The organism is Bacillus cereus ATCC 14579 (genome assembly GCF_000007825.1).
In the GTDB taxonomy this organism is placed as follows: domain Bacteria; phylum Bacillota; class Bacilli; order Bacillales; family Bacillaceae_G; genus Bacillus_A; species Bacillus_A cereus.
In genome coordinates, this window is the sequence record NC_004722.1 from 4,323,547 (window position 1) to 4,343,290 (window position 19,744).

The following is a 19,744-nucleotide window of genomic DNA, read 5'->3' on the forward strand; positions in this document are numbered from 1 at the left end:
AAGTTTGTCAATGTAGATAATCATTTATATTGTATTAATTGCTTATTAATCATAGGTATTCTACTATTCATTCTTAACAGCCTTTTCATATATTATGCGTTTATTAACAAATCGGAATCTCCTTATAAGAATGATTTATAAAAATTTCTAAATATTACTTTTTTTGCTATAATTAAATTATTGTTAATAAAATAAAGGAGCGATCACAATGACAACCTTACTTAGCAAAGCTAAAAACATATTAGCGACTGACGAAACGATATTATTTTACGCAGCATGTTCATTAGACATATTTATTTATCGTTCCGTCGCAAGGCCAGGATTGCTAATTTTAACGAACAAAAGACTATTCTTTTATGGGCCAGATGTAAGTAAGAATCCAATATTTGAAGAGTACTCTTTCGCAAAAATTTCTAATCTAAAAGAACAAAAGCGTCTTTTCAACAATCAAATTATATTTATGTATGATAACGAATGGAAAAAAATAAAACATATTCAAACAAATGATGTGAGCTCCCTCATTCAAAAAATACACGAGCAACTTTCTAAATAAATATATGATTAGCCCTCTATTTCTTACATAGAGGGCTTCTATACTTACACATCTTCTTTTTTCAAGAGCGGTCTCACATGAACAATGACAGTGCGAATAACTGCTAAAATCGGAACCGATATTAGCAATCCTACAATCCCAGCTACCTCTCCCCCAACTAGTAAGGCAAGCATAATAATAACGGGATGCATACGAAGTGACTTACCAACGATGTAAGGCGATAAAATGTTACTCTCCACAAATTGCAAAATCGCAATCGTGATCCCCGCCTTAATAAGTAAACTCGTTGATACTGTTGCTGCAATCATTAACGTCGGGATCGCTCCTAAAATAGGACCGAAGTATGGGATTATATCCGTTACCCCAATAATAATGCCAAGCAATAATGGATATTTCATACCGATAAACCAAAAAGAAAGAGCTGATACTCCCCCTAATACTAAACAAACAAATAACTGTCCTCGAATATAGCTTCCAAGTGACTTATCAATTTCTTTCGCAAGCATTTGCCCCGTACCTCGCCATTTACTTGGGACTAGTTTCCAAAAGATATGATAAAACTCACCATAATCTTTTAATATGTAAAATACAATGAACGGTATTAAGAAAATAATGAGCAATGAATCGAGTACACCACGAGCTGTACTCATCACTTTATTTAAAAGCGCTTGAATCTTCGTTTCCACACCCACAAAAAGTTGTTTCACCTTTTCATGAATGAACGAAGGGAAATTCGCTGTTTGTTCTGTAACGCCATCCATCCACGAATCGTACATCTTTGTAAACTGGGGAAATTGTTCATTAATCTCTTGTAACTGTTTAATAACGACTGGTGTTCCTTTATAAATCCCATAACCAATTCCGCCAAAGAAAAGGATATAAATGAGCAAAATGGCAAGTGTACGGGGCATCCCTTCCTTATGAATTTTTTCAATTAAAGGGTGCAATAAATACGCAATAAAACACGCGATAAGAAACGGCGTGATTGCTACTTTAAATACAAAAATAATCGGTGCCCATAGCGGCTTAATTTTTAAAAAGACGAGCAGACAAAGAAAAACAAGTAACAATAATCCTAAACGATATATCCAAATGATTTTAAGATTCTTCACATGAAAAACCTCCTCCACCTTTATTTTGAAAATAAATGGGGTAGGTTATGTGCGAAACTTTTAAAATCTTTTCATACGGACCATACTGTTTTTTAAAGACGTACATATAAATAACATAACAAGGACAACCACCCCTGAGAATACAGCATGAATTAATATAATCAGGAGGGCTAATTATGGTTTTGTTTATGCTTGGATTATCAGCAATTTTTATGATTCTTGAATGGATTTGTATCGGGTTCGGTATTTGGAAGGGGTTCTTTATTCATTCCTCACGTAAAGAAAAAGCGAAGCAATTATGGCAGTATGGAATACTTGGCGTTGGCTGCTACGGTCTATCTTATCTTTTCTCAGAGATCGGACTTTTTTATTTGCATATGGGTGCATAAAAAAACTCCCTTGTCTACAAGGGAGTTTTTCAATTATCGAAATGATTATAAGTAAGACTTAATCATCTTACGTGCTTTTTTCATATTGCGTTTTGAAAATACATCTTGTTTACGAGCATATTGATATGCTGCAGCTCCAACACCTAATGCGATTAATGAATTGCGTAGATTCAAAGTAAATCCCCCTTTTCGTTATCCGATCGTTCTTTCATTCTCATCAAATAAATCATCAAGAGAGCTTAATGAACCGTCTTCCTCAACTTGATGTGTATGGATTTTCCCCTTTGAAACCGATAATTCGATATAACAATTCCAGCAATAAAATTGGTTGACACCTATTTTTCCAATGTCTTTCCCTTTGCAATTTGGACAAATGAACATATGGCTTTCATCTCCTTACAGTCTCCCAGATTCTATTCGCCATTATGTCCAAACTGCATTCATTTATACATTACTGGAGCCTTTCAACGCTATGCGTTTGAAAGTTTCACTATATAATTTCACCTTGTTACATGAAATCATACGGTGAAATGTTTTCCACGTCCATTTCCTCGCCATTAACTGTGACCATCTGTACTTCTCCTTGTGATTCTTGCAAGCGACTAGCTAAAGTTGTTTGACGCATTGCATCATCAAGGCGATTTACACCAGATTGGAAAGCTGCTTCCTCCCCGCAAATAATAAGGAACTTCTTACTTCTTGTAATACCCGTGTAAATTAAATTACGACGTAACATACGGTTGTAACTTTTCACGATTGGCATAATAACAATCGGAAATTCACTACCTTGTGATTTATGAATGGAACAACAATATGCATGCGTAATTTGATTTAAATCGGGCTTCGTATACGTTACCTCAATTCCATCAAATGAAACGATAATCATATCTTGTTGCTCAACGTTTTCTTTTGCATAAAACACCGAAACAATTTCCCCAATATCACCATTAAACACTTGGCTCTCCGGCTGATTCACGAGTTGCAGTACTTTATCACCTCTTCGGTACACAACATCACCGTACTGGATTTCTTTACTCTTTTCCCTCTTCGGATTAAATACTTGTTGCAGCGCTTCGTTTAATACATTAATACCAGCAGGCCCGCGGTACATCGGTGCTAATACTTGAACATCCCTTGCACTAAAGCCTTTTGTTTTAGCATTTTCGCAAACTTTTTTCACAACCTCAACAATTTGAGCCCCTGTACAGCTGATAAACGAACGATCTTTTTTGTTTTGCGCTAAATCTGGTGGTAGAGTTCCATTTTTTATCGCATGGGCAAGTTGAATCACTGATGAGCCTTCCGCTTGACGATAAATTTCAGTAAGCTTCACTGTCGGAACTGCGCCTGCATTTAATAAATCTTTTAATACTTGTCCAGGTCCTACAGATGGCAACTGATCTTCATCACCTACAACGATAACTTGAATATTCGTCGGCAACGACTTAAATAGCTGATTTGCAAGCCAAATATCAACCATTGAAAATTCATCGATAATAAGGAGCTTACCTTGGACAGGATCCGTTTCATTACGCTGGAAAGATCCTTCTGGCGTCCAACCAAGTAAACGGTGAATTGTGCAAGCTGGAAGTCCTGTCGATTCACTCATCCGCTTCGCTGCTCTTCCTGTTGGAGCTGTTAATAGTATTGGAAATGGATTATCATCACTGTATTCATTCGGATTTAACGATAATCCGTGAAGTGACGCATACATTTCAACAATCCCTTTAATAACTGTTGTTTTCCCTGTTCCTGGTCCACCTGTCAATAACATCATCGGTTTATGAAGTGCCGTTTGAATTGCTTCTTGCTGAAACGGTGCATATTGTACGTTCAGTTGTTCTTCAATTTCACCTAACGTTTTTAACACTTCCGCTTCTGGAAATGAAGGTGTTTCTTCTTGATTCATAAGCCTGCGAATAGACTTTACAACACCTTTTTCAGAGTAGAATAACGTCGCTAAATACACTCGTTCTTCTTCTATGATGACTTTCCCTTCACTTTGCATCGTTTCAATACAACCTATAATATCTTCCTCAGTCACTCTTCCTTCTTGATTGTTTAAAAGTGACATCGTTTCTCTTACAAGTTGATCTTTCCTCATATAAACATGACCAAGTTGTAATGAGACATTCTCTAATGTGTAAAAACATCCCGCTCGTACACGGTCGTCATGATTACCCGATATCCCTAACGCACGCCCTATATCATCCGCTCTTCCAAAACCAATCCCGTCCACTTCTTCAATAAGTTGATACGGATTATTACGAATCACTTCTAATGTCATCTCTTTATATTGCTGGTAAATCTTAATAGAAAGTTTCGTTCCAAAACCGTAGCCATTTAAAAAGCTCATTACTTTCTCTAATCCTTGATGTTCAACAATTGTCTCATATATTTCCTGAGCCTTTTGTTTATTAACAACACCATTTAACGCCTCAGGGTCATCCATAATTTTAGAAATAGCATGTTCTCCGAGATGGTCCACAATTTTTTCAGCTGTACGTTTTCCTATCCCTTTAAATAAATCACTCGCTAAATATTGCACCATACCTGCTTTTGTTTGCGGCAATTCTTTTTTAAATGTTTCAACCATATATTGTTTTCCATACTTTGGATGGTCCTTAAAATGACCTGTCAATGTAAACACTTCATCTTCATGCATGCGGGGAAAATGACCGTTTATCATTACTTTCTTTTCGTCATACGTTTCATTCGTTTCAATGACTTTCATACTGACAACGGAATAGAGGTTTTCTTCGTTGTGGAAAATGGTATGAAGAACTTGCGCTTTTATAAACTTTTTTTCTTCCTCAAACAAATCCATTGCATGTTGATTTCCCATCTTTCCTCTCCTTTCCGATATTTTCACTTTAATGAGCAGTACATCCCCCACCTTTTTAGATGAGGGATAACTACCCATTAAACTATATTTTTATCTTATTCAGCTTCTTGCTCTAATAAACGAACGCCATTACCCGCTAAAAAGTGATCTGGCTGAATTTCAGTTGCTTTCTTAAATAAAGCGAGAGCCTTCTCATTATTTTCCTCAAATACGTACGCAACACCTAAATTGTAATACGCATCTGCATGCTCTTCATCCATTTCTAATACCTTTTCAAAATAAGGTTTCGCCTCTTGAACATGTTCTAATCGCGCGAAGCAAAGTCCGCACTGGAATACAGCTTCTACATCGTTTTCATCTAATTCTGTTGCTCTTTGTAAGAATGGTAGTGCAAGACGATCATTTCCAAGCTGTACATGTGTGATACCTAACATAAATGTTACATCAGCTGATTGTAATCCAGCTTGCATTGCTTGTTCAAATACAGCTTTCGCCTCAGTAAATTGCTCTTGGCCATAATATACATTTCCTAAACCATAATAGGCAGCTGCAGATTTATCATCTAACTCTAGTGCGCGTTTATAAAATAAAATCGCTCGCTCGCTATCACCTAATACGTCTAATAAATTTGCAAAATTAATGTATCCAAGCGCATCTTTCGGATTTTCTTCGATTGCTTCTGTAAAATTTTTAGCTGCTTCTTCCCAGTTTCCTTCTTGCATATATTGAATACCTGTTTCAAGTTTGTTTGACATGTCCTTCACCTCTACAACAAATTATAACAAAGAATGTATTTTCCAAGCGAACGAAAATTCGCTTTATGTAAAAGAAACCTCTAACCGCTAATCGGCAGAGGCTTCTCGTTTATCCTAAATAATCCAATTTCTTACCACTACGGTATACTTCATCAATTGTAGCACCGCCTAAGCACTCATCTCCATCATAGAAAACAACTGCTTGTCCTGGTGTAATTGCACGAATTGGCTCATCACAAAGAATACGAACTGTATTTTCATCAACGATTTGAACCGTTACTTTATTGTCTTCTTGACGATAACGGAATTTCGCCGTGCACTTAAATTCGGTTTCTTTTTCTTTGTTACTTACCCATCCTACATTCGTAGCAATAACTTCATCACCATATAGAAGTTCGTTATGGAATCCTTGATCAACATATAAAATGTTTTCTTTTAGATTTTTCCCAACAGCAAACCATGGATCACCATTACCACCAATTCCAAGGCCATGACGTTGTCCAATTGTATAATACATTAAACCGTCATGCTTCCCTTTCACTTCACCAGATAATGTTTGCATTACACCTGGTTGTGCCGGTAAGTAGTTACTTAAGAAATCTTTAAAGTTACGCTCACCAATGAAGCAAATACCTGTACTATCTTTTTTCGCCGCTGTCGCTAAGCCAGCTTCTTTCGCCATTTCACGAATTTGCGGTTTCTTTAATTCACCTAACGGGAACATTGTTTTTGATAATTGCTCTTGGCTTAATTGATTTAAGAAATATGTTTGATCTTTATTGTCATCAACGCCGCGAAGCATTTTATATTCGCCGTCCATATAAGCAACGCGTGCATAATGGCCTGTTGCCACATAATCTGCACCAAGCGCAATTGCATGCTCTAAAAATGCTTTAAATTTAATTTCTTTATTACACATTACATCTGGGTTTGGTGTACGACCAGCTCGATACTCATCTAAGAAGTACGTAAATACTTTATCCCAGTATTGTTTTTCAAAGTTTACTGCATAATACGGAATACCAATTTGGTTACACACTTCAATTACATCATTGTAATCTTCTGTTGCTGTGCAGACACCATTCTCATCTGTATCATCCCAGTTTTTCATAAAAATTCCGATTACATCATAACCTTGCTCTTTTAATAAAAGTGCTGCTACAGATGAATCGACGCCACCGGACATTCCGATGACAACGCGTGTTTCGTGAGGTAGTTTGTTCATCATGTCACCTCCCATGCTAATTTTGTGTTAATCGCTTCACGATTTTCACTGTTTCGTACGCCGCTTTTTCAATTTGCTCTTTCGTATTTCCAAGTCCAAAACTAAAGCGTACGGATGAACGTATTTGATTCGGAGTCTTTTCCAAACATCGCTACTAATACATGTGATGGATCAATCGAACCAGCTGTACAAGCAGAACCGCTTGATACTGCAATGCCAGCAAGGTCTAAGTTCACAAGAAATGGTTCAATGTTCATTCCTGTAAAACTTACATTAAGTACATGCGGTAAGCGATGTTCTAAGTTTCCGTTTACCTCGAAAGTAATGCCTTCATTTTTGAAGACAGATACCATTATATCTTTAAACTCTTCATATTGGGCATTTTTTTGCTCACGAGTTTTTTCAGCTATAAGAATTGCATGCTGAAGCCCAGCAATACTAGGCACATTTTCCGTACCAGCACGGCGTTTTCTTTCTTGCTCTCCGCCTATTAATAACGGTTCAAATTTCACATTTGCACCAGCGTATAAGAACCCTACACCTTTTGGCCCATTAATTTTATGAGCTGAAATTGATAATAAATCAATTCCAAACTCTTTCACATTAATTTCTACTAAACCGTAAGCTTGTACCGCATCTGTATGGAAATAAGCTTGATGATCTTTTAGCAACTTTCCTATTTCCACAATTGGTTGCATTGTCCCTACTTCATTATTCCCAAACATAACAGATACAAGAATCGTCTCTTCTGTTAATGCCTTTTGTATGTCAGAAACTTGAATAAGCCCTGTTTCATCGACAGGTAAATATGTCACTTCAAACCCTTCACGCTCTAACAATTCGCACGTATGCAAAATCGCATGATGTTCAATTTGCGTCGTTATTATGTGGTTACCTTTATGACGGTTCGCACGTGCTACACCGATAAGCGCTAAATTATCAGCTTCTGTACCACCGCTCGTAAATATAACTTCATTCGGATTCGCATGAATGCTGCGTGCACACACTCGTCTCGCCTCATCTACTGCATGGCGAGTTTGACGTCCATAAAAGTGAATACTAGACGGGTTCCCGAATATTTCTGTCATATATGGAATCATCTTTTCGACCACTTCTGGGTGAGTCGGAGATGTCGCAGCATGATCTAAGTAAATGCGTTCCATTAAATCTCCTTCTTTCCAAATCGTTTCACAAGGAATTAAATGTAAAACATATAGCCCCCGTGATTTTCTTCCTCATAACGTACTAAATCTTCTAACGTTGTACTATCTAACACTTCTTGCACCGCATCACGAACACGCATCCATAACTGGCGCTGTGCTGGCTCTTCTTCTTCTATCATTTCTACAACACTAATCGGTCCCTCTAATACACGGATTACATCCCCAGCTGTAATGTTAGCCGGTTGATCAGATAATACATATCCGCCGTATGCCCCGCGCGTACTCTTTACAAGACGAGCGTTACGAAGTGGTGAAATTAATTGCTCTAAGTAATGCTCGGATAAGTCATGCGCCTGCGCAATTGATTTTAATGAAATCGGACCTTCACCAAACTTTTTTGCAAGATCAATCATAATTGTTAAGCCATAGCGGCCTTTTGTTGAAATCTTCATCTATTTTGCACCTCTTTTCAAATTTTCACTTCTATTGGTTATATCTTATTTATAAAAAGAACACAATTTAAAATCCTATGAAATTATAGCATAATATAGTATTATAAGAAATTTCAACTTGTGTATCAAAATGATAACATAAAATCACATTGAAAAACTCGGAAATTATTACAATTGAAAGAAAAATGAAAATATTAACCTTCATTTTTCCCATAAAACAGCATCCTATTTCAAATTCCGTAGAAAAAAATGATACGATAGAACGAGATTATATATTAAGGGAGACGGTCCAAATGAAACAACCACTCGCACATCGAATGCGCCCTACAAATATTCAAGAAATTATTGGGCAACAACATTTAGTTGGTGAAGGAAAGATTTTATGGCGAATGGTCCAAGCCAATCATTTTCAATCTATGATTTTATACGGTCCTCCAGGTACAGGAAAAACATCCATTGCCAGTGCAATTGCAGGAAGTACCGGTACCCCGTTTCGTCTATTGAACGCTGTTACTCACAATAAAAAAGATATGGAAGTTGTCGTACAAGAAGCGAAGATGCATCGACACCTCGTTTTAATTTTAGATGAAGTTCACCGTCTAGATAAAGCAAAGCAAGACTTTCTATTACCTCACTTAGAAAGCGGACTTCTTACTTTAATTGGTGCTACGACAAGTAATCCATTCCATGCAATAAACTCCGCTATTCGAAGCAGGTGTCAAATTTTCGAATTACACGCACTAACAGAAGAAGATATTTTAATTGGGTTAAAAAGAGCTTTAGAAGATAAAGAAAAAGGGCTTGGAGAATATGCAGTAACGGTAACAGATGAAGCACTACATCACTTTGCAAACGCCTCTGGTGGTGATATGCGTTCCGCTTATAACGCACTTGAGCTTGCTGTATTATCTAGCTTTACTACAGACGATCAAGCGGCTGAAATCACACTCGAGATTGCAGAAGAATGCTTACAAAAGAAGAGCTTCGTCCACGACAAAGGCGGCGATGCTCATTATGATGTATTATCAGCATTTCAAAAATCAGTGCGCGGAAGTGATGTAAATGCAGCACTCCATTATTTAGCACGCCTTATTGAAGCAGGTGATTTACAAAGCATTGGCAGACGCCTTCTTATTATGGCTTATGAAGATATTGGACTTGCTAGCCCACAAGCTGGACCACGTACACTAGCTGCAATTGAATCAGCTGAACGAGTTGGATTCCCAGAAGCACGCATCCCACTTGCAAATGCCGTTATCGAGCTATGCTTATCACCAAAATCAAATTCAGCTTATAAAGCACTTGATGCTGCATTACACGATTTACGCAACGGTCAAACAGGTGACATTCCAAGCCATTTAAAAGATAGTCATTACAAAGGCGCAGAATCACTTGGAAGAGGCATTGGATATTTATATCCGCACGACCATCCAAACGGCTGGGTAAGGCAACAATACTTACCTGATAAAATAAAAAGCAAGCAATATTATAAACCGAAAACGACAGGAAAATTTGAGCAAGCACTTTCTACTGTTTATGAAAGATTACAAACTTCGAATAAAACGAAAAATAAAGGGTAACATAAACGAAAACGTCACCATTATGGAGGCTTCGCTTATGAAAACACGTCAAGATGCATGGACAAAAGAAGATGATCTCCTTTTAGCAGAAACTGTTTTGCGACATATTCGCAGCGGAAGTACACAAATAAAAGCGTTTGATGAAGTTGGCGACGCTTTAAACCGCACTTCCGCAGCTTGTGGTTTTAGATGGAATGCTGAAGTAAGACCGAATTACGAAGATGCGGTGCAGCTTGCAAAAAAACAACGTAAAGAATTAAAACGTTCTGAAGCTAATATAGAAAAAGATCGGTTCACGAAAACGAAACAACTCGTAATTGACGCCGATTTTTCAGAAGATATTACGCCAAGTAAACAAGATCTTACAATGCAAAATGTCATTTCATTTTTACAAAATTTAGAACATAACAATCCTTCACTTGCAAAGTTGCAAACTGAAAATGATGTATTACAAGCTCAACTCACCTCTCTGCAAAAAACGAATCATGAACTTGAAACGAAATTAGCAGTACTCACAAAAAAACAACAAGCAATCGAAGAAGATTACGCGATGCTTGTTCGAATTATGGATCGTGCTCGAAAACTTGTTTCAGTCGAAGAGCAAGAAGAGCATATTGCCCCGATTTTCAAAACCGATCAAAATGGGAATTTAGATATTATTTATTCTGCAGAGAATTAAAAACAGGGATGTCACTTTTTTAACTGAGTGACATCCCTGTTTGTTTTCGGTGAACCATATATAGATATCGGTAAATGAAATTATATTAACGTTTTTTCGAATATATCTATCACAACTTGCAATATATCAACGATTTTTCAAATATATCTATCACAACTTGCAATATATCAACGATTTTTCAAATATATCTATCACAACTTACAATATATCAACGATTCAATAAAGGATATCGATTTAACGACAAAGATTGACAATAACATTCCTCCTTGTCATACAAGGAAACTCCTAAAACGAATTGGATATTTTTTACTAAAATGTTATTATAAACATATACCTTTAAAGGGAAATGGTTGCTATTTCATTAATAATCTTCAAAATAACTCTTGGCCTTCTCGTCCTAACTTTAGCTCTTTTCACCATTAACAGTCTAAAAAAGACATCCGCCTATAAATCAGATAAATATGATTATTGCTTACTAACCTTACTTACATTTGAACTAGTAGTGATGCAAATATTCATATTTCTTTAATACATATAAAAAAGCATATATCCAAAATGGATATATGCTTTTCTTTTATTCTTGCCCTACACGTTTCACTTCTACGTTTTTAATGCGTTCACGTACAACGTGACTTGCCATAATTAAGCCTGCCACAGATGGTACGAATGCATTTGATGAAGGCGGTAATTTCGCTTTACGAATTTTTGCATTTTCGTCTGGTACGATTTCTTTACGTACCTCTTCACGAATTACGATTGGGTTTTCGTCAGAGAAGACAACTTTTACACCTTTTTTAATACCCTCTTTACGAAGCTTCGTACGAATGACTTTCGCAATTGGATCTGTATGTGTTTTAGAAATGTCCGCAATACGGAAACGAGTTGGATCCATTTTATTCGCTGCACCCATACTTGAGATAATTTTAATTTTACGACGTAAACATTGTTTAATTAAATGGATTTTGAACGTAATCGTATCAGATGCATCCACTACGAAATCTAAACCGTGCTTAAAGAACTCTTCATATGTTTCATCTGTATAAAACATTTCAAGTCCAATTACTTCACACTCTGGGTTAATGTCTGCGATACGCTCTTTCATTAATTCTACTTTTGAACGTCCTACAGTAGATACTAAAGCGTGAATTTGACGGTTTACGTTTGTAATATCTACAACGTCTTTATCAACTAATACAAGACGTCCAACGCCAGAACGTGCTAACGCTTCAGCTGCAAAAGAGCCTACGCCGCCAATTCCTAAAATACCGACTGTACTATTTTTTAATATTTCAAGTCCTTCTTTACCGAAGGCTAATTCATTACGTGAAAATTGATGTAACATTCAGCTCTACACTCCTATTACAAAAATGGTCTACCATGTATTCTAGCGTTTTTCCGACTATTTGTATAGAAAAAGTTATAGAATTCCTAAAAATACATATTTCGAGAATGAAAACATAGACCAGAATTTTATTTCTTCCTAAATACACGTTTAAAAAAAGAGGATTTAGAGAACCGAGCAGATCGAGGCGCTGAAGCCAGGAGGAGCGCAGTGTAGAAATACTACTCGAGCACCGGACTGGCGAAGCAACGATGAGATGCGACAGTTATCTGAACCAGACTTTTTAAACTTCCTTTCAATACAGGTTTAAAAAGAAGGATTTAGAGAACCGAGCAGATCGAGGCGCTGAAGCCAGGAGGAGCGCAGTGTAGAAACACTACTCGAGCACCGGACTGGCGAAGCAACGATGAGATGCGACAGTTATCTAAACCGGACTTTTTAAACAACCTCTCAAAAAAAGTCTAGACGGTTATAGTATAACCATCTAGACCCTATTCTTACTTCTCTTCTTTCAAGCTTAATTTTAAGTTCAGTTCTTCAAGCTGCGCTTCTGCAACTGGGCTTGGAGCTTCTGTTAATAAGCAGCTTGCGCTTGCTGTTTTCGGGAATGCAATTGTATCACGAAGGTTCGTACGGCCTGCAAGTAACATAACAAGACGATCTAAACCTAATGCGATTCCGCCGTGTGGTGGTGTACCGTATTCGAATGCTTCTAATAAGAATCCGAATTGCTCTTGCGCTTCTTCTTGTGAGAATCCAAGTGCTTTAAACATTTTTTCTTGTACGTCACGCTCGTAAATACGAAGTGATCCACCACCAAGCTCATAACCGTTTAATACAAGGTCATATGCTTGTGCACGTGCTTTTTCTGGTGCTGTTTCTAGTAACTCAACGTCTTCACGGAATGGCATTGTGAATGGGTGGTGAGCTGCGAAGTAACGATCTGCATCTTCATCGTACTCAAGTAGTGGCCAATCAGTTACCCATAGGAAGTTAAATTTACTTTCATCAATTAACTCAAGCTCTTTACCTAGACGTAAACGAAGTGCGCCTAAGCTATCTGCAACAACGCTCTTCTTATCTGCTACGAATAGTAATAAGTCGCCAGCAGTAGCTTCTAATGTGCTCATTAACACATTTGCATCTTCTTCACCGAAGAATTTCGCAATCGGTCCTTTTAGGCCGTCTTCTTCAACTTTAAGCCAAGCTAGACCTTTTGCACCGTATACTTTCACGAATTCAGTTAATGCATCGATGTCTTTACGAGAATATTTACTTGCAGCACCTTTTGCATTAATTGCTTTTACTTGTCCGCCGCTTTCTACAGCACTTGTAAACACTTTAAAGCCACAATCTGCTGCAAACTCAGATAAGTCTGTTAGTTCCATTTCAAAGCATGTATCTGGCTTATCAGAACCGTAGCGAGCCATTGCATCAGCATATTTCATACGAGGGAATGGTGCACTCACTTCTACACCTTTTGCATCCTTCATAACTTTCGTCATCATACGCTCCATCATATCTAAAATTTCATCTTGTGTTAAGAATGAAGCTTCGATATCGATTTGCGTGAATTCTGGTTGACGATCCGCACGTAAATCTTCATCACGGAAACAACGTGCTACTTGATAGTAACGCTCAAATCCGCCGACCATAAGAAGCTGTTTAAATAACTGTGGTGACTGTGGTAATGCATAGAATTCACCATCATGTACACGACTTGGCACTAAATAGTCACGAGCTCCTTCTGGCGTGCTTTTCGTTAAAATTGGTGTTTCTACTTCTAAGAACTCTTCTGTATCTAAGAAGTTACGAATTGTTTTTGTTACATCGTGACGCATTTTGAATGTGTTGAACATCACAGGGCGACGTAAGTCTAAATAACGATATTTTAAACGCACATCTTCTGATGCATCTGTATCATCAGCAATGATAATTGGCGTTGTTTTCGCTGCATTTAGTACATTTACTTTTGTTGCTTGTACTTCAATACGACCAGTTGCCATATTGTCATTAATTGCGCCTTCACCACGTTCAACAACTGTACCTTCTACGTGTAATACGTATTCGCTACGAATTGTTTCTGCTACTTCTAACGCTTCTTTTGATGTTTCTGGGTTAAATACAACTTGTACGATACCTGTACGGTCACGTAAATCGATAAAGATTAATCCACCTAAGTCACGGCGTTTTTGTACCCAACCTTTTAATTGAACTGTTTGTCCAACAGCTTCTACTGTTACTTTTCCACATGCATGTGTTCTTTCAGCCACTGTAAGTTCCCCCTATATTAATTTCTCTGCTACGTATGAAGCAAATACATCTAACGCTACTTCTTCTTGTTCACCTGTTGCCATATCTTTTAAGTTAATGATGCCTTTATCTAGCTCATCTTCTCCTAATACAGCTACAAATTTCGCCTTTAGACGATCTGCTGATTTAAATTGTGCTTTCATTTTGCGATCTAAATAATCTTTTTCAACTGACAATCCAGCTTTACGAAGATCGAACGCAACTTTTGCAGCATGGTCTTTCGCTTTTTCGCCAAGCGCTACAACGTAACAATCAATGCTATGTTCAAGTGGTAATTCAATGTTTTCAGCTTTTAGCGCCATAATTAAACGTTCAATACTCATTGCAAAACCGATACCTGGCATTTCTGGTCCACCGATTTCTTGTACAAGTCCGTTATAACGGCCACCACCGCTTAATGTAGTGATCGCACCGAAACCTTCTGCCTCACTCATAATTTCAAAAACAGTGTGTTGATAGTAGTCTAAACCACGCACTAAGTTCGGATCTTTTTCAAATGGAACATCCATCATCGTTAATAGTTCTTGAACTTTGTCATAGTATACTGCTGAATCTTCGTTTAAGTATTCTGTAATAGATGGTGCTGTTCCCATTAATTCATGGTTACGGTCTTTCTTACAGTCTAAAATTCGAAGTGGGTTCTTTTCTAAGCGAGATTGACAGTCAGAACAGAATTCGCCGATACGTGGCTCAAAGTGTGCGATTAATGCATCACGGTGTGCTTGACGGCTCGCTGCGTCACCTAAACTGTTTAATACAACTTTAATATTTTTTAAGCCCATGCCGCGGTAAAATTCAACAGCAAGTGCAATTACTTCTGCATCAATTGCAGGGTCATTACTGCCGATTGCTTCGATACCGAATTGTACGAATTGACGATAGCGACCTGCTTGTGGTCTTTCATAACGGAACATTTGACCGATATAGTATAATTTCGTTGGTTGTGTCGCATCACCAAACATTTTATTTTCAACGTAAGAACGTACAACAGGTGCAGTACCTTCTGGACGTAATGTTAAGCTACGCTCTCCACGATCTTGGAATGAGTACATTTCTTTTTGTACGATATCTGTCGTATCACCAACACCGCGTAAAAATAGCTCAGTGTGTTCAAAAATTGGTGTACGAATTTCTTTATAATTGTAACGACGGCAAATTTCGCGTGCTTGCCCTTCGATATACTGCCATAACTCAACAGTGCCTGGAAGAATATCTTGCGTTCCGCGTGGGATTTGAATAGACATATTCAGTTCCTCCTCAAATTGTTTTAATCTTAATAAAAATAAAAAAACTCCCGCCTCTACTGTTTAAACAGTAGGGACGAGAGTATTATACCCGTGGTGCCACCCTAATTGAAGCACGTATGCTTCCACTTTTTTAATAACGCTTAAATATGCGTTCATCCCTACTAAGCATATATGCCGTTCAAGTTGAAACCTCTAGAGTGTCATTCAATCAGTCATCATGCAGAAATGTTTTCAGCCTAAGACATTCCTTCTCTTTCCATGTGTGTCTCATTTACTCTTCTCTATCAACGGTTATATTCATATGTAAATATAAAATTACTATACGTTTGTTAAGTAGGATTGTCAAGTGCTCTAAGAACGTTCAATCTGCTTCTTTAAACGCTTTACATCTTGAAGAGAAATCCCAAACTCCGAAGCAAGCTCCATTGAAGTATTGTTTTGCTCTTTTGAAATAAAATCATGAAAATTCACGTTAAACAGTTGATTTGCACCATTTGTAACAGAATGCCCTTTTTCATTCATACGCATACGTATATCCCTCACATTCAATATGGATGTTTTACTTTTTATTGTTCCATATTGATGAGAGAGTTATACATAACCGAAACTGCTATTGATTCCAAATAAATGAACAAAACATACAACAATGTATAAAAAAGAGAGGATTATATAACCCTCTCTTTTTTATGAACACTATTTACTTTCTACAATTAAGGTCACCGGACCATCATTGATTAAAGAAACGTCCATCATTGCTCCAAACTTCCCTGTTTCCACATGTAATCCTTGTTTACGAACTTCTTCATTAAAGAAATCGTATAAACGCTCTGCATAATCAGGTTTCGCAGCATCCATAAAGTTTGGACGTCTGCCCTTGCGGCAATCTCCGTATAATGTGAATTGCGAAATAGATAGAACTTGTCCTTCTACATCAAGTACAGAATGATTCATCTTTCCGCTCTCATCTTCAAAAATACGTAAGTTTGCAATTTTTTCCGCAATGTAAGTTGCATCTTTTTCTGTATCTTCGTGCGTAATGCCAACTAGTAATGTTAAACCGAACGGAATTTGTCCTACGATCTCACCGTCTACTGTGACAGACGCTTTCTTTGATCGTTGTAAAACAACTCTCATCTTTCTACACTCCCTATTAATGCATCATGCGTCGTACTGCATAAATTTCTGGAACGCGTTTAATGCGTTCTACTACTTTTTTCAAGTGTTGTAAGTTACGAATCGAGATTGACATATTAATTGTTGCCATCTTATTACGGTCACTTCTACCAGAAACAGCTGAAATGTATGTTTTCGTCTCTGTAACAGCTTGCAGTACTTCATTTAATAAACCGCGGCGATCGTAACCTGAAATTTCAATATCAACGTTATACTCAATTTCTTTTTCAGGGCTACCTTCCCACTCTACCTCTAATAATCGTTCTACAGCTTCTTCTGTATGAACATTTACACAATCACGGCGGTGAATTGATACACCTCGGCCTTTCGTAATATACCCAACGATATCATCACCCGGAACTGGGTTACAGCATTTCGATAAACGGATTAATAAATTATCAGCACCGCTTACCTTTACACCAGAATCCCATTTTCGAATTTTCATCGGTTTACGGACTTCTTTAACTTCAACAATTTCTTCTTCTTCGCGTTGTTTGCGGAACTTGTCCGTTAGTCGCGTAACAATTTGCGAAGCTGTAATTCCGCTATATCCAACTGCTGCAAACATATCTTCTTCATTTGCAAAGTTAAATTTCTCAGCGACGCGTTTTAAGTTATCCGGCGCCAATACTTCTTTCATCTCATACTCTAGACCACGTACTTCCTTTTCAACAAGTTCACGGCCTTTTTCAATATTTTCGTCTCTACGTTGTTTCTTAAAGAATTGACGAATTTTATTTTTCGCATGAGATGTTTGAGCAAGTTTTACCCAATCCTGGCTTGGGCCATATGAATGTTTCGACGTTAAAATTTCAATGATGTCGCCTGTTTTTAATTTATAATCCAGCGTCACCATTTTCCCGTTTACTTTTGCACCAATTGTTTTATTCCCAATTTCCGAATGGACACGATACGCGAAATCAATCGGAACAGATCCAAGTGGTAATTCCATTACATCGCCTTTCGGTGTAAAGACGAATACCATGTCAGAGAATAAATCAATTTTTAATGACTCCATAAATTCTTCTGCATTAGAAGCTTCATTTTGCCATTCTAATATTTGACGGAACCATGTGAGTTTCTTCTCTAATGTACCTGTTGTTTCTGCTGTTTTTCCTTCTTTGTATGCCCAGTGTGCCGCGATCCCGAATTCTGCAATTTCGTGCATTTCTTTCGTACGAATTTGCACTTCAAGTGGATCACCTTTCGGTCCAATTACAGTCGTATGAAGAGATTGATATAGATTTGCTTTTGGCATTGCAATATAATCTTTAAAACGACCTGGCATCGGCTTCCAGCACGTATGAATAATTCCAAGCACAGCATAACAATCTTTAATACTATTTACAACGACACGTACAGCTAATAAATCGTAAATTTCATTGAACTGCTTATTTTGCAGTGCCATTTTACGATAAATACTGTAAATATGTTTCGGTCTTCCAGAAATCTCAGGTTGAATTGCAACTTCTTTTAATTTCTCACGAATACCAGTCATTACTTCGTCTAAATATTCTTCACGTTCTGCACGTTTACGCTTCATTAAATTTACAATACGATAATATTGTTGTGGATTTAAATAGCGAAGTGACGTATCCTCTAGCTCCCATTTAATAGTACTAATTCCGAGTCTATGTGCCAAAGGTGCAAAGATTTCTAACGTTTCATTCGCTATGCGACGCTGCTTCTCTTGAGGCAAATGTTTCAATGTACGCATGTTATGAAGACGATCAGCTAGTTTAATTAAAATAACTCGAATATCTTGAGCCATTGCAATAAACATTTTGCGATGGTTTTCTGCTTGTTGTTGTTCGTGAGATTTATATTTGATCTTCCCAAGCTTTGTAACGCCATCAACAAGCATAGCAATTTCTTTGTTAAATTCCCGTTCAATATCTTCTAACGTAATCTCTGTATCTTCCACTACATCATGTAAGAAACCTGCTGATACCGTAGCTGGATCCATGTGTAAATCAACTAAAATACCTGCAACTTGAATCGGATGAATAATATACGGTTCACCCGATTTTCTATATTGTTCGCTATGCGCATCACGTGCATATTCATAGGCACGTGCCACTAGCTCAATATCTTCATCCGCTAAATATTGACTTGCTTTCTCGAGTACCTGTTCAGCTGTTAGTACCTGCTCATTTGCCATCGAATCACCTTTTATTGAAAATTGACTTTATCTTTATTTAATAGAATAAATTATATTCTATCATTATAACCCAATGATTGTGAATTGTGAAAAGGAAAAGATTTTACTGACATTTCACCATAATTTTTTGTTCAATTATACAAAAGTACCCGCTCCTCTCCAAGAGATTCACGGGTACTTTTTATCACCGTAGTTTTACCTATATAGTGATTAGTATTTTTCTAATACTAATACATCGTAACCATCTAACATTTTACGACCATCTAAGTAAGTAAGTTCTACTAAGAATGCAATTCCTGCTACAACTCCGCCTAGCTCTTCAACTAACTTAATTGTCGCTTCGATTGTTCCACCTGTAGCTAATAGATCATCTGTAATTAATACGCGTTGACCTGGCTTAATTGCATCTTTATGGATCGTTAAAACGTCTTTACCATATTCTTTACCGTAGTCAACTGTAATTACTTCACGTGGTAATTTTCCTAATTTACGAACTGGCGCAAATCCTACTTCTAACGCATAAGAAACTGGGCAACCGATAATGAAACCACGAGCTTCTGGTCCTACTACAACATCGATATCTCTTTCTTTTGCGTACTCAACGATTGCGTCTGTTGCTGCTTTGTATGCTTTACCGTCATTCATTAAAGGTGTAATGTCTTTAAACACAATACCTTCTTTCGGATAATCCGGTACAATTGCGATATGTTGCTTGAAATCCATATTTCTGAATCCTCCTCAGATCTAAAAGGTTT

At 37.4% G+C, this 19,744-nt stretch carries 18 protein-coding genes, 1 pseudogene and 1 other annotated feature; of the genes and pseudogenes, 4 read left to right on the forward strand and 15 right to left on the reverse strand.

The features are described from left to right. The first annotated feature begins 208 nt into the window (after positions 1–208). On the forward strand, positions 209–553 hold the full coding sequence (locus BC_RS21910) for a PH domain-containing protein (RefSeq protein ID WP_000209577.1): 345 nt from the start codon (positions 209–211) through the stop codon (positions 551–553). Positions 554–597: 44 nt separating this feature from the next. Here BC_RS21910 and BC_RS21915 read toward each other — a convergent pair whose 3' ends face one another. Further along, the gene (locus BC_RS21915; protein WP_000793128.1) at positions 598–1,665 is read right to left on the reverse strand and encodes an AI-2E family transporter; all 1,068 of its coding nucleotides are present in this window, start codon (positions 1,663–1,665) and stop codon (positions 598–600) included. 176 nt (positions 1,666–1,841) lie between these two features. Between BC_RS21915 and BC_RS21920 the strand changes: the two genes are divergently transcribed. Beyond that, the gene (locus BC_RS21920) at positions 1,842–2,054 is read left to right on the forward strand and encodes a hypothetical protein (RefSeq protein WP_000242533.1); all 213 of its coding nucleotides are present in this window, start codon (positions 1,842–1,844) and stop codon (positions 2,052–2,054) included. 45 nt (positions 2,055–2,099) lie between these two features. On the opposite strand, the gene BC_RS21925 is transcribed toward BC_RS21920, so the two are convergent. The 7 genes and pseudogenes from BC_RS21925 to cymR all read right to left on the reverse strand — a co-directional run bounded on the left by BC_RS21925 (position 2,100) and on the right by cymR (position 8,494). After that, on the reverse strand, positions 2,100–2,228 hold the full coding sequence (locus BC_RS21925; protein ID WP_001053553.1) for a YrzQ family protein: 129 nt from the start codon (positions 2,226–2,228) through the stop codon (positions 2,100–2,102). An 18-nt stretch (positions 2,229–2,246) separates the two neighbouring features. Next, complete coding sequence (locus BC_RS21930; RefSeq protein ID WP_000469281.1) at positions 2,247–2,435, reverse strand: hypothetical protein; 189 nt, start codon at positions 2,433–2,435, stop codon at positions 2,247–2,249. A 127-nt stretch (positions 2,436–2,562) separates the two neighbouring features. After that, the gene (gene recD2 / locus BC_RS21935; RefSeq protein WP_000528083.1) at positions 2,563–4,899 is read right to left on the reverse strand and encodes an SF1B family DNA helicase RecD2; all 2,337 of its coding nucleotides are present in this window, start codon (positions 4,897–4,899) and stop codon (positions 2,563–2,565) included. Positions 4,900–4,994: 95 nt separating this feature from the next. Then, the gene (locus BC_RS21940; protein ID WP_000066409.1) at positions 4,995–5,654 is read right to left on the reverse strand and encodes a tetratricopeptide repeat protein; all 660 of its coding nucleotides are present in this window, start codon (positions 5,652–5,654) and stop codon (positions 4,995–4,997) included. Positions 5,655–5,763: 109 nt separating this feature from the next. Then, on the reverse strand, positions 5,764–6,879 hold the full coding sequence (gene mnmA / locus BC_RS21945; protein ID WP_001038010.1) for a tRNA 2-thiouridine(34) synthase MnmA: 1,116 nt from the start codon (positions 6,877–6,879) through the stop codon (positions 5,764–5,766). 16 nt (positions 6,880–6,895) lie between these two features. Next, positions 6,896–8,042: pseudogene (locus tag BC_RS21950) on the reverse strand (cysteine desulfurase family protein). Between the two features lie 35 nt (positions 8,043–8,077). After that, a complete protein-coding gene (cymR, locus tag BC_RS21955) occupies positions 8,078–8,494 on the reverse strand; it encodes a cysteine metabolism transcriptional regulator CymR (RefSeq protein ID WP_000704116.1) in 417 nt (138 codons plus the stop codon). A gap of 293 nt (positions 8,495–8,787) precedes the next feature. Between cymR and BC_RS21960 the strand changes: the two genes are divergently transcribed. Continuing rightward, a complete protein-coding gene (locus BC_RS21960; RefSeq protein WP_000812943.1) occupies positions 8,788–10,074 on the forward strand; it encodes a replication-associated recombination protein A in 1,287 nt (428 codons plus the stop codon). A gap of 37 nt (positions 10,075–10,111) precedes the next feature. Further along, the gene (locus BC_RS21965) at positions 10,112–10,753 is read left to right on the forward strand and encodes an RsfA family transcriptional regulator (RefSeq protein WP_000857708.1); all 642 of its coding nucleotides are present in this window, start codon (positions 10,112–10,114) and stop codon (positions 10,751–10,753) included. A 574-nt stretch (positions 10,754–11,327) separates the two neighbouring features. On the opposite strand, the gene BC_RS21970 is transcribed toward BC_RS21965, so the two are convergent. The 7 genes from BC_RS21970 to BC_RS21995 form a co-directional block, all read right to left on the reverse strand. Next, the gene (locus BC_RS21970; RefSeq protein WP_000903177.1) at positions 11,328–12,095 is read right to left on the reverse strand and encodes a tRNA threonylcarbamoyladenosine dehydratase; all 768 of its coding nucleotides are present in this window, start codon (positions 12,093–12,095) and stop codon (positions 11,328–11,330) included. 497 nt (positions 12,096–12,592) lie between these two features. Next, positions 12,593–14,368, reverse strand: coding sequence for an aspartate--tRNA ligase (aspS, locus tag BC_RS21975; RefSeq protein ID WP_000840888.1), 1,776 nt, complete (start codon positions 14,366–14,368; stop codon positions 12,593–12,595). 12 nt (positions 14,369–14,380) lie between these two features. After that, entirely contained in the window at positions 14,381–15,652 is a 1,272-nt protein-coding gene (gene hisS / locus BC_RS21980; RefSeq protein ID WP_000027084.1) for a histidine--tRNA ligase, read from the reverse strand. Between the two features lie 69 nt (positions 15,653–15,721). Beyond that, positions 15,722–15,952, reverse strand: a binding site (T-box leader). 54 nt (positions 15,953–16,006) lie between these two features. Further along, a complete protein-coding gene (locus BC_RS27760; protein WP_001242605.1) occupies positions 16,007–16,183 on the reverse strand; it encodes a hypothetical protein in 177 nt (58 codons plus the stop codon). Between the two features lie 165 nt (positions 16,184–16,348). Further along, the gene (locus BC_RS21985; protein ID WP_001266965.1) at positions 16,349–16,789 is read right to left on the reverse strand and encodes a D-tyrosyl-tRNA(Tyr) deacylase; all 441 of its coding nucleotides are present in this window, start codon (positions 16,787–16,789) and stop codon (positions 16,349–16,351) included. 16 nt (positions 16,790–16,805) lie between these two features. Continuing rightward, entirely contained in the window at positions 16,806–18,989 is a 2,184-nt protein-coding gene (gene relA / locus BC_RS21990; RefSeq protein ID WP_001262795.1) for a GTP diphosphokinase, read from the reverse strand. A 210-nt stretch (positions 18,990–19,199) separates the two neighbouring features. Continuing rightward, complete coding sequence (locus BC_RS21995) at positions 19,200–19,712, reverse strand: adenine phosphoribosyltransferase (RefSeq protein ID WP_000346215.1); 513 nt, start codon at positions 19,710–19,712, stop codon at positions 19,200–19,202. Positions 19,713–19,744: the final 32 nt, after the last annotated feature.